11 protein-coding genes are annotated in these 10,461 nt (G+C 69.3%); 4 read left to right on the top strand and 7 right to left on the bottom strand.

The features are described from left to right. The 3 genes from VNO22_05400 to VNO22_05390 form a co-directional block, all read left to right on the top strand. The coding region (locus tag VNO22_05400; protein ID HXG60784.1) for an ABC transporter permease at positions 1 to 527 on the top strand (527 nt) is incomplete at its 5' end. Further along, positions 524 to 1,501, top strand: coding sequence for a substrate-binding domain-containing protein (locus VNO22_05395; protein ID HXG60783.1), 978 nt, complete (start codon positions 524 to 526; stop codon positions 1,499 to 1,501). The genes VNO22_05400 and VNO22_05395, both read left to right, overlap by 4 nt. After that, positions 1,479 to 2,972 (top strand): sugar ABC transporter ATP-binding protein, encoded by a 1,494-nt coding sequence (locus tag VNO22_05390; GenBank protein HXG60782.1) that lies wholly within the window; start codon positions 1,479 to 1,481, stop codon positions 2,970 to 2,972. The genes VNO22_05395 and VNO22_05390 overlap by 23 nt, the downstream gene beginning before the upstream one ends. Here VNO22_05390 and VNO22_05385 read toward each other — a convergent pair whose 3' ends face one another. From VNO22_05385 to VNO22_05370, 4 genes are all read right to left on the bottom strand, one after another. Further along, positions 2,973 to 4,397, bottom strand: coding sequence for a LamG domain-containing protein (locus VNO22_05385; protein ID HXG60781.1), 1,425 nt, complete (start codon positions 4,395 to 4,397; stop codon positions 2,973 to 2,975). Between the two features lie 75 nt (positions 4,398 to 4,472). Next, the gene (locus VNO22_05380) at positions 4,473 to 5,090 is read right to left on the bottom strand and encodes a DUF1080 domain-containing protein (protein ID HXG60780.1); all 618 of its coding nucleotides are present in this window, start codon (positions 5,088 to 5,090) and stop codon (positions 4,473 to 4,475) included. Positions 5,091 to 5,148: 58 nt separating this feature from the next. Continuing rightward, complete coding sequence (locus VNO22_05375; protein HXG60779.1) at positions 5,149 to 5,415, bottom strand: hypothetical protein; 267 nt, start codon at positions 5,413 to 5,415, stop codon at positions 5,149 to 5,151. 36 nt (positions 5,416 to 5,451) lie between these two features. Next, on the bottom strand, positions 5,452 to 6,195 hold the full coding sequence (locus tag VNO22_05370; protein HXG60778.1) for a DUF3568 family protein: 744 nt from the start codon (positions 6,193 to 6,195) through the stop codon (positions 5,452 to 5,454). A 142-nt stretch (positions 6,196 to 6,337) separates the two neighbouring features. Between VNO22_05370 and VNO22_05365 the strand changes: the two genes are divergently transcribed. Further along, positions 6,338 to 7,102: a hypothetical protein gene (locus VNO22_05365; GenBank protein ID HXG60777.1), complete on the top strand. Its 765-nt coding sequence runs from the start codon at positions 6,338 to 6,340 to the stop codon at positions 7,100 to 7,102. Positions 7,103 to 7,162: 60 nt separating this feature from the next. Here the strand turns inward: VNO22_05365 and VNO22_05360 are convergent, their stop codons facing one another. From VNO22_05360 to VNO22_05350, 3 genes are all read right to left on the bottom strand, one after another. Continuing rightward, on the bottom strand, positions 7,163 to 8,359 hold the full coding sequence (locus tag VNO22_05360; GenBank protein ID HXG60776.1) for a Gfo/Idh/MocA family oxidoreductase: 1,197 nt from the start codon (positions 8,357 to 8,359) through the stop codon (positions 7,163 to 7,165). 40 nt (positions 8,360 to 8,399) lie between these two features. Next, positions 8,400 to 9,395, bottom strand: coding sequence for a sugar phosphate isomerase/epimerase family protein (locus VNO22_05355; protein HXG60775.1), 996 nt, complete (start codon positions 9,393 to 9,395; stop codon positions 8,400 to 8,402). Positions 9,396 to 9,497: 102 nt separating this feature from the next. After that, positions 9,498 to 10,461, bottom strand: a 964-nt coding sequence (locus tag VNO22_05350) for a hypothetical protein (protein ID HXG60774.1), incomplete at its 5' end; no start/stop codon positions are given.

The following is a 10,461-nucleotide window of genomic DNA, read 5'->3' as shown; positions in this document are numbered from 1 at the left end:
GGGAGGCGCCCTCGCCTTTTTTCGCGGCGCTCGGGGAGCATGCGGGCAAGACGCTGATCGTCCTGGCGGCGGCCGCGGCGGGCGTGCTGGCGCGCTTCCGTTGGGGCCGCTACGTGTACGCGGTCGGCGGCAACGAGGAGGCGGCGCGGTTCGCGGGCCTTCCGGTGACGGGGATTAAGATCGGCGTCTACACGGTCGCGGGATTTTTTGCGGCCCTGGCCGGATGCGCCTATGCGCTTCACTACGCTCAGGCGCACGTCTCCAACGGGCGCGGCTACGAGCTTCAGATCATCGCCGCGTGCGCCCTCGGAGGGGTGCGCTTCTCCGGCGGACAGGGATCGGTCGTCGGCGCGGTCCTCGGGGCGGCGACGCTTCGGGTGCTCTACACGCTGCTGCTTCAGTTCCAGGTGAAGGGCGAGTACATTGAGATCGCCTACGGGGCCGCGATCATTCTGGCGGTGGCCGTGGATCAGTGGGGGCGGGGATGGTCCCTGCCCCGCCGGTGGTTCGGGAGGGCGCGTCCATGAGGAACATGGTTCTCGCCTGCGCCGTCGTCCTGGGGGCGGTCGCGGGGTGCGATTCGGGCGGCAACTCCGGGAAAGGGCGCGGGTACCGCTTCGCGATCGTTCCGAAGATGCTGTCCAACGACGTCTTCAACTACGGCCGGATCGCGGCGGAGAAGACGGCGCGGGAGATCGAGGCCCGGGAGGGATGCCGGATCGAGATTCTCTGGCAGGCGCCGGAAGATTCCGATCCCGCCCGGCAGGCCGCGCTCGTGCGGGAGCTGGCGGACCAGGGCGTTTCGGGCATTTCCGTGTCGGTCGATCAGGAGAACGCGCTGCGGCGGTCGATCGATTACGCCGTGGAGCGGGGCATTCCGGTGATGACGTTCGACTCGGACGCGCCTTCTTCGAAGCGGCGGGTCTTCTTCGGCACGGACGACCTCGAGTGCGGAGAGCGGCTCGCCCACTTCCTGGGGAATCTCCTCGGAAAGGGCAAGGTGATCCTCCAGACGGGGACCGACGCGCCCAACCTCGCGCAACGGGTCAAGGGCGCCCAGGAGTGCTTCGCCCGGCACTTTCCGGAGATCCGGGTGATCGACGTCCTGAAGTGCGACGACCGCCAGGACAAGGCGATCCAGCAGATCGCCGACGCCGTGAACACCTACAAGGATCTGGCGGGGCTGGTGCTCGTGGGCGGCTGGGCGCTCTTCGGGGACAAGGGTCTGGACGCGGTGGATCCCGCGCGCGTGAAGGTCGTCTCCTGCGACGCGCTTCCGAAGGCGTGGCAGTATCTGGAAAGCGGCAAGTGTCAGATGCTCCTGGCGCAGGATCTCTGGGGCTGGGGGGAGATGAGCGTGCGGCTCCTCAAGGACATGGCCGACGGCAAGTCCGTGGCGGCCGGCCCGGGAGGACGGATCGCCGGCACGCTCGAGGAAGTCACGCGCGAAAACCTCGAAGCGTTCAAGAAGAGATGGCTTGAGCGGTACGGGAGGCCCTGAGCGGATGCCGGGGGCGCCGGCCATCGAATTCCGGGGGATCGCGAAGCGCTTCGGAGGGGTCCGCGCCCTTCGCGGCGTGAGCTTTTCCGCGGTCGCCGGCGAGGTTCACGCCGTGCTCGGGGCCAACGGGGCGGGGAAGTCCACGCTGCTGAAGATCCTGGCGGGGCTCGTGGAACCGGACGAGGGGGAGATTCTGCTCGACGGACGCCCGCTCCGGGCGCGCTCTCCTCGGGAGGCGCACGAGCGGGGGATCGGGCTGGTGCCGCAGGAAACCACGCTTTTCGGCAATCTTTCGATCGTCGAGAATCTGTTTCTGGGGCGGCGGTGGGGGGCCCGGGCGTCGATGCTCGAGGAGACCCGCCGCCGGTTGGGAGAACTCGGACTGGCGTGCGATCCGCTCGTTCCGGTCGAGCGCCTGTCCGTGGCGCGCAAGCAGCTCGTCCAGATCGCCCGCGCGCTGGCGTTCGAGCCCCGGGTGCTGGCGCTGGACGAGCCCACGGCGAGCCTGTCGGAGGGCGAAGCGGAAGCGCTCTTCGGCATTCTCCGAAAGCTCCGGGCGCGCGGGGTGACGATTCTTTTCGTCTCGCATCGCCTGAAGGAGGTGCGGGCCATCGCCGACCGGGCCACCGTGCTGCGGGACGGCGAGGTCGCCGGGACGCTGCGGTTTCCCGAGGCGGGAAAAGAAGACATCGTCCGGCTTCTGACCGGGACGGCGGGCGCGGGGGAGGGGGCGGCGGTTCCGTCCGAGGCTGCGGCCGGGCCGCCGGTGCTGGAGGTTCGGGGGTTGGGAGGGAGAGGATTCCGGGATGTGAACTTTTCGCTCCGTCGGGGCGAGGTCCTGGGGTGGTTCGGCCTCGTGGGCGCTGGCCGGAGCGAGACGGCGCGGGCGCTTTTCGGGATCGATCCGGCCGAGGAGGGGGAGGTTTTCGTGGAGGGGCGCCGGGTGCGGATCCGGTCCCCGCGGGAGGCGGTGGCGCTCGGAATCGGCCTGGTTCCGGAGGATCGCAAGATCGAAGGGCTGATTCTCTCGATGACGGTGGCGGAGAACCTGTCTCTGGCGTCGCTCCCGCGGATGGGCCGGTGGGGGATGATCCCGCGGGGCGCGGACCGCGCCGCGGTCGAAGAGGCCGTCGCGCGCCTGAGTCTCAAGTGCGCGGGTCCGGACCAGCCCGTGTCGGAGCTCAGCGGCGGGAATCAGCAGAAGGTGGTGCTGGGCCGGTGGACGGCCACGCGTCCGCGGGCGCTCGTGCTCGACGAGCCGACGAAGGGGGTCGACGTGGGAGCCAAGGCGGAAATCCGGGCGCTCGTGCGGCGCCTGGCGGCCGAAGGGGCGGGGATCATCCTCATTTCCTCGGAGATGGAAGAGGTGAGGGAGGCGGACCGGATCCTCGTGTTCCGGGCGGGGCGGATTTCCGCGGAGCTTTCGGCCGCCGAAGCCACGGACGCCGCGCTCATGTCCGCGGCGACATGATCACTGGCTGGCGACGCGGCGAAGCTCGAGGATTTCTTCCGGAGCAAGCGCCCTCGAGTAGAGCCGGACGTCGTCGATCACCCCGTGGGCGGGCCAGGCCCACTTGTCGGCGCCGGGATTGGCGCAGCCGATTCTCCAGGGGGTCGCGCCGTAGTCCCGGGTCGGGGCTCCGGGGGTGAAGGAGGCGGAGCCGCGAAGAATCCCGTCCACGTAGAGCTCCAGGCGTCCGGTTTCCCGGCGCACCACCATGGCCACATGGAAGAACGCTCCGGGGACGAACGAGGGGGCGGAGGCCGACGTCTGGACCCAAACGTCTCCCGCCAGCCAGTGCTCGGCGTAGAACGTGCGGCCGGGCCGGTAGCTCAAGCCTTCATGCCAGCCCTGCTTGACGACGATCGCGTAGGCGGAGCGGTTGTCGCCGTCCGGGCCGGTCGGTTCGGAGAGCGCCTTGAACCAGGCGGCCAGGGTGAAGCTTCCTTCCTGGAGGCGGTTGAGCGGGGCGGCGCCGGGCAGGACGACGACGTCGTCTTTGCCGTCGAAGCGCAGGGCTCCGCCGATTCGGCCGGTGGTCCATTGGGGTCCGCCGAGGACGCGGGCGTGGTGGGCGTAGTCGGACGCGTCGGTCGCGGTATCGCCGCCTCCGTCGTCGAACTTCCAGTGGCCCGCGAGGGAGGCGCGGCGGGCGGCCTCCGCGCGCCGGCGTTCGTAGTCGGCGCGCAGAAGGTCGATGTCTCCACGGCGATCGGGCCACGTTCGGAGGGCGGCGGCGATCATGCCTTCGAGTTCGGCCTGGCGTGTGAACTCGCGGTCGGCCTGGATCAGCTCCCGGATCTGCCCGAGGAACCGGTCGGCGTCCGTGCGGCGCTCCGCGCGGCGGCGGAGGGCGTTCTCCTCGACTTGGCGCAGGCGTGGGGCGTAGCGGGTGCCCTCCACCGTGCGCCGAACGCGGTCGCAGGCCAGGAGGATTTCATCGGGGCTTCCGGAGGCGGCGAGGCGCTCGAGTTCCTCGACGGCGGCGCGGGCGGCCTCGTCGCGCGAGGGCGGGCGGGGCGCGGGCTCCCGGGCCGGCGGGGGCGGGGCCGGAGTCGCGCGGGAGGATCCCCCGGAAAGAGCCAGGACGAGGATCATCCCTCCGGCGACGGCGGCGGCCGCGGCGATTCCGATCGTCCGGGCGGCGGGCCGGCGGGCCGGCCGGGGAGGCAGAGGGATTCTCCGCGTGCCGGCGGCGGGAATGGAGATACGGCTGGTGGCGATTTTCTTCGGAAGCGGAGAGGGGGTCGGGGGCCGGGCCGGCGGAGGTTCGGGAAGGGGCTTGCAGGAGACGCAGAACGGGCGCTCGTCCACGAAGTGCGCCTTGCCGCGGGTGAACTCGTCTTCGGGCAGACTTTTTCCGCACCCGTCGCAGTAGACGATGCTCTTACCCATTCCGCCCCCGCGGAAACAGCATAGGAAAAGTTTCGCGGGGGTGCAACATCCGGCGGCGGCGCCCCGGGGCGTTCGTCAATCCAGCGGCTTGACGCGGATGTTGCGGAACCGCACCTCGCTCTTGGGGTCGTGGCACTGGAAGGCGAAGGTTCCGGAGCTCAGAATCCGCCCTTTGAACTGCTTGGGGGCGTAGTCGTCGGGCTGGACCCATTCGTTGACGGTCTTGCCGTTGAGGCGGATTTCGACCCGGCGGCCCTTGACGAGGATGTGGTATTCGAACCACTCGCCGTCCTTGACGGGGGATTCGGTCAGATCCTTGACCGCATAGAGGCTTCCGGTCTTGCGGGGGTCCTTGTAGTCGTTCGAGCAGATCTGGGCCTCGAAGCCCTTCTCCGGCCAGCCCTTTTCCTGCCAGGCGGTGTGGAAATAGATGCCGGAGTTGGAACCGGGCTTGACGAGAACCTCGCATTTGAACTCGAAGTCCTTGAAGTCGTGGTTCCGGACCTCGCCCACGTAGAAGCAGTGGGCGCGCGGGCCGTTGACGACCAGACAGCCGTCCTCGACCCGGGCCGAGGCGGGGTTCTCGCTCACCTTCCAGCCGGAGAGGTCCTTGCCGTTGAAAAGCGAAATCCATCCCTCGTCTCCGGCCTGGCGAGCAGCGGACAGGGCGAGCATCAGGAGCGTGGCGATCATCGGGTTCTCCTCCCCTTTGTGAAACCGTCAGAGTATATAACGGTTTCCGGAGGGCGCGCTACCGGCTTTCGCCGGGGGAGGAGGGGGCGCTTTCGACGATCTCGATCGAGATTTCCCGGATCAGGGCGTCGCGGAGGGCCCAGCCGCGCCAGCTCTGGCCGGGAGCCAGGCGCAGGCTCCGGCCGAAGAGGCCCGCCCGGGCATGGATGTCGAGCGGACGATCCGTCGTGTTGCGCACGACGATGTCCACGCGCCTCGCGGGGGCCGGCGGAGTCGCGCAGGCGGCCAGCGCCAGGATCAGCGCGGCGACGGCGGCACGTTTCATCTCCGGCCCCTCCCCGAACGGGGGGCTCCTCCGGCCTCAGCGGAGGAACCTCTCGAAGGACGTTCTCAGGTCCTGAAGCAGCGCTTCGTTCTCCTCGCTGCGGCGCGTTCCGGCCACGAAGGTCACCCGGACGGGGCCGCGTTCGGCGTCGGCGGCGCGATCTCCGTTGCGGCGGGCGTCGCCGTTCCGGGCGGCGGTCTCGACGCGGACGAGCACGGGGCCCACTCCGGCCTTGCGCGCGACGACTTCGGCCGAGGCGTCGCGGATGTCGCGATGCGTGATCTCGAGGCCCAGTTCCTCGGCCGCCCGCTCGGCGGCGATGACGGCCTTGGCCACGTTGGCGTCGTAGGAGCGCTCCAGGGTGCTTCCTCCGAAGAATCCCGTGCGGGCGACGCCGGCCCCTCCGAGATGCCGTCCGATGTGGTTCTGGACGATCTCGGCGAGATTCCGGTCGCCGGCGCCGACGCTGACGGTCACCTGCGTGCTGGCTTCGTCGAGGCTCCGGGCTCGCACGGAAACGCGCTCGTCGTTGGCCCGGCGGGCCACAAGCTCGCCGCCCAGGGCGTCGTGCCGGTCGCTTTCGATGCGCAGATCGAGCGACTGCATCGCGGCGGCCACCGCGGACCAGACGTCCTCCGTGGAGCGCGGGTAGCGCCGGACGGCGGCGTTGGCGGGCGCCTCGCCGTTGCGGGGCGCGGCTTCGGTTCCGAAGATCCCCATGCCGCGGCAGGCGGTCAGGCCGAGCAGCAGCGCGGGGAACAGGGCTTTGCGCGCGTTCATGGCTTCACCTCCCCGGGGAGTCGGGGCTCGAAGGCGGTTCTTCCACCGCGTTGAGCCGGGGCGCGCGGGAATGTTACTTCGGCCGGGGAACGTAACATCCGGCGGCTCTGCGGCTCTATGGTGTTTGAGGGGAGGGTTTCCCATGACCTTTTTCGTCTTTTGGGCCGTAGCCGGGCTGTTGCCGCCGCAGGAACCGCCCGCGGGCCGCGGCGGGAACCGCCCGGAGGAGCTGGAGGTCGTGCGGCTGAAGACCGCGTACACGCTGCCGGCGGACGTGGCGGAAGTCGATGTGGTGTTCTTCTCCGGGGCGCTTGAGCTGGACGACGACGAGGAGCTGGACATCGCCCGGCTTTCGGGGGAGATCGCCTTCGGAATCACGGACTGGCTGACGGGAGAGATCGAGGTTCCGTTTCTGGCCGTGGATCCGGACCCGGGGGACCGGGAATCGGGCCTGGGGGACGTGGTGCTCGAGCTCAAAGGGGCGGTTTCGCCGGATCTTGTTCCGTTTCCCCTGGCGTTGGGGCTGCGGGCCACGCTGACGACGGGCGACGAGGACCGGGGGCTGGGAGGCGACAACAGCGCCTTCATTCCCTTCGCCGCGGCGGCCTGGACGTTCGACGGGGTGACGCTGCACGCCGAAATCTTCGCGCGCGCCGAAGAGGACCGGCGGACCGTCTACGGGGCCAACGCCGCGGTGGAGGTGACTCCGTGGGGGCCGGATCTGAGCCTGCTGGCGGGGCTGAATCTCCAGCGCGAAGTGGGCGAGTCGGTGCAGGCGAGCCTCGTGCCCGCCGCCGAGTATCGGTGGGTGGAGCGCGGCTTCCGGTTCGGGGCGGGGATTCCGATCGGACTGACGGACGAAGGGGAGGACTGGGGGGTCCTTCTCGACTTCCAGGCTTCGCTTTAGGGGAGGAATTCCGGCCGAGCCCGGGGCGGAGGACGGGCTCCGCCCCGGGCGCCGGCCCTTCTAATACTTCACGTCCACGTGCTTGCGCTTCGCGGCCGATTCCAGGATCGCGTCGCAAATCACGGCGCAGCGATAGCCGTCCTCGAAGGTCGCCCCGTGGGGGGCCACGTCCTTGTTGTTGACGATCGCGTCCAGGAGGTGGTGGATCTCGTGCACCATCGCGTGCTCCCACCCGATGATGTGCCCGTGAGGCCACCAGTTCGAGATGAAGGGGTGGTAGCCCTCCGTGATCATGGCGCTGTGGAAGCCCTGCGTCTCCTTGGGCTCCTCGCCGACCCAGAAGACCTCGAGTTCATTGAGGCGTTCGAGGTTGAATCGGATCGAGCCTTTCTCGCCGTTGATCTCGAAGCAGTTGAAGTTCTTGCGGCCGGCGGCGAAGCGCGTGGCCTCGACGGTGCCGATCGCGCCGTTGTCGAACTCGAGGACGGCGACGAAGGCGTCGTCCACGTCCACCTTGCCCTTTCCCTTGCCTCCGGGCAGGGGCCGTTCTTCGATGAAGGTCCGCGTGAGGGCGGAGACGGACTTCACCTCGCCCACCAGGAAGCGGCCCAGGTCGATGATGTGGGCTCCGAGGTCCCCCAGGGCGCCCGAGCCGGCGACCTTCTTCTGGAGCCTCCAGATGAGCGGCGTGCCGTAGTGGGGCATGATCCACTCCTGGAGGTACACGGCGCGGTAGTGGTAGATCCTTCCGAGCTTTCCGCTCCGGACGAGCTCGTAGGCCTGCCGGACGGCCGGAACGAACCGGTAGTTGAAGGCGCACTGGTGCTTGACCTTGTACTTCCGGACGGCGTCGAGCATCGTCTTGGCCTCCTCGGCCGTGCGGGCGAGGGGCTTCTCGCAGAAGACGTGCTTGCCGGCCTTGGCCGCCTCGATGCAGGGTTCCGCGTGGGCGTCGTTGGGCCCGCCGTTGTCGAAGAGCTTGATGCGGTCGTCCTCGAGCATCTTGCGCCAGTCGGTGTAATAGCCCTGGTAGCCGTACCGGCGGGCGGCCTCCGCCACCGCCTTCTCGTCGCGGCCGCAGATGGCCACGAGCTCGGGGATCGCCACGGGCGGATACATGATGTAGGGGATCTTCTTGTAGGCGTTCGAATGGGCCTTGCCCATGAACGCGTAGCCGAGCATGCCGACGCCCACGCGGGGCGCCTCCTTTTCCGCGCGCGGGCCGGCCATCGCGGTGAAACCGGTCGTCTTGCTCATCTTTCCTCCCGGCGATTGGGCGATCGGAACCGAACCCCGACTAGTACTTCTGGAACGCCGAGTCGAACGCCTGGCCGGCCGGGGCGAAGTTGAACCGCCGCACCGTCTCGAGCGCGTCCTTGACCCCCTTGATGCGGTCCATGCCGGAATCCTCCCACTCGATCGAGAGGGGCCCCTTGTAGCCGACGTGGTTGAGCGCCCGCACCAGCCGGTCCCACGGCACGTCGCCGTATCCGACCGTGACGAAGTCCCAGCCGCGGCGCGGATCGCCGAAATCGAGGTGCGAGGAGAGAATGCTGCTGCGGCCGTTCAGGCGCACTTTGGAGTCCTTCATGTGGACGTGAATGATCCGGTCGCCGAAACGGTAGACGAACTCCGCCGGGTCGATGAACTGGTGCGTGAAGTGGCTCGGATCGAGGTTGATGCAGAAGGCCGGATGGTTGTTGACCGCCTTGAGCGCGCGCTCCATCGTGTAGAGGTCGTAGGCGATCTCCGTGGGGTGCACTTCGAGGCCGAACTTGAGGCCGAGCTTCTGGTACTCGTCGAAGATCGGTGTCCAGCGCTTGGCGAAATCCTTGTACCCCTCTTCGATGTCGGCCTGGCTGGTGGGCGGAAAGAAGTAGAGCTTGCCCCAGACGCTGGAGCCGGTGAATCCGTTGACGATCGAAACGCCCAGCTTCTTGGCCGCGCGGCCGCAGTCGATCATCCACTTGGCGGCCCGCTGGCGGACCCCCTCGGGGTCGCCGTCGCCCCAGACGCTCGGGGGGACGATCGCCTTATGGCGCTTGTCGATCGGGTCGCAGACGGCCTGGCCCACGAGGTGGGCGTCGATCGCCCAGCATTTCAGACCGTACTTGTCGAGCAGCCCGCGAACCTCCTTCACGTGGGCGTCGTCCTTGACGGCCTTCTCCACGTCGAAGTGGCCCCAGGTGTTGAGCTCCAGGCCGTCGAGTCCCCACTCCTTGGCCATCTGGCACATCTTCTCGAGCGGGATGTCGGCCCACTGGGCGGTGCAGAGCGTGATCGGACGCACCATAACACGCCTCCTTGGGAATCAAAAACTCGTCTTCGGCGACCTCGGCCGAACATACTCGGCGGCGTCCGGCCGTGTCAAGGAAACCCGAACCGGACGGAGCGTTCAGCGGAGCGACCGGAGGAAGGCCAGCAGATCCCGGAATTCATCCTCCGAAAGGTTCCGCTCCAGGCCCTCGGGCATGATCGAAACGGAGCCGCGGCGCAGGTCCCGGATCCGCCGCCGCGGGAGCGCCGTCTCGGCCCCCGCCGCGTCGCGCAGGACGATTCCCTCCTCCGTCCGGCGCGCCAGAATTCCCGAAAAGACGTCCCCGTCCGCGGTTCTCGCCTGGTACGGTTCGTATCCCTGGGCGAACGTCGCGCTCGGAACGAGGATGGATTCGAGAAGGTCCCGGCCCGCCCGGACGGCTCCGATCCGGGTGAGGTCGGGTCCCACGGTTCCGCCTTCCCGCCCCACGGCATGGCAGGCGCCGCAGCCGGCCCGGCGGCCGAAGAAGACGTCGCGCCCGCGGGCGGGGTTTCCGCCGGAAAGAAGCCCTTCGTACCGAGCCAGCCGGGCGCGGACATCCTCGCGTGCGCGGCGAAGGGCCTCCCGGACGGGTCCGGCCCGCTCCCGGGCCTCCGGAGAAAACTTCAGAAGAATCGCTTCGAGTTCCGGCTCCGGCGGGCGCCAGCCGGCCTCGATCGCCTCGCGCATCGCGGTGAGAAGATCCGCCTCCGCCCCGGCCGGATCCCGGAGGCCCGACAGAACCAGCCCCGGCGAAAGGAGCGCGTCTCCGCGGAGCGCGCGCAGGACGCGCACCGCCTGGGTCCCCGTCAGGTGCGCGCGGCTCAGGATCTCCCCGGCCGCCAGCCGCGCCGCCGGATCGGCCTCCGGGGCGAGTTCGGAAAGAAGGAAGGCGAACGCCCCTTCGTTCAGCCGCGGGCGGGCCTCGACGAGGGCGCGCAGCGCGGCGCGGCGGAGGTCGCGCGGACCGCCCGCGGCCACCCGCGCGAGCGTCTCGTCGAAGTCCCGAAGCCGCAGAGCCGTCAGGGCCCGGAGCGCGGCGAGGGCGCGATCCGGGGGGCCT

The organism is Planctomycetota bacterium (assembly GCA_035574235.1).
In the GTDB taxonomy this organism is placed as follows: Bacteria; Planctomycetota; MHYJ01; order MHYJ01; family JACPRB01; genus DATLZA01.
The sequence above is the reverse complement of the archived record's forward strand: the minus strand, read 5'-3'. Positions and strand labels throughout refer to the sequence as shown.

Excerpts from the sequence above, each read along its gene's own strand:
- VNO22_05370 (HXG60778.1), bottom strand. The coding sequence starts at position 6,195 with ATGAACGCGCGCAAAGCCCTGTTCCCCGCGCTGCTGCTCGGCCTGACC.
- VNO22_05375 (HXG60779.1), bottom strand. The coding sequence starts at position 5,415 with ATGAAACGTGCCGCCGTCGCCGCGCTGATCCTGGCGCTGGCCGCCTGC.
- VNO22_05385 (HXG60781.1), bottom strand. The coding sequence starts at position 4,397 with ATGGGTAAGAGCATCGTCTACTGCGACGGGTGCGGAAAAAGTCTGCCC.
- VNO22_05360 (HXG60776.1), bottom strand. The coding sequence starts at position 8,359 with ATGAGCAAGACGACCGGTTTCACCGCGATGGCCGGCCCGCGCGCGGAA.
- VNO22_05365 (HXG60777.1), top strand. The coding sequence starts at position 6,338 with ATGACCTTTTTCGTCTTTTGGGCCGTAGCCGGGCTGTTGCCGCCGCAG.
- VNO22_05380 (HXG60780.1), bottom strand. The coding sequence starts at position 5,090 with ATGATCGCCACGCTCCTGATGCTCGCCCTGTCCGCTGCTCGCCAGGCC.
- VNO22_05395 (HXG60783.1), top strand. The coding sequence starts at position 524 with ATGAGGAACATGGTTCTCGCCTGCGCCGTCGTCCTGGGGGCGGTCGCG.
- VNO22_05355 (HXG60775.1), bottom strand. The coding sequence starts at position 9,395 with ATGGTGCGTCCGATCACGCTCTGCACCGCCCAGTGGGCCGACATCCCG.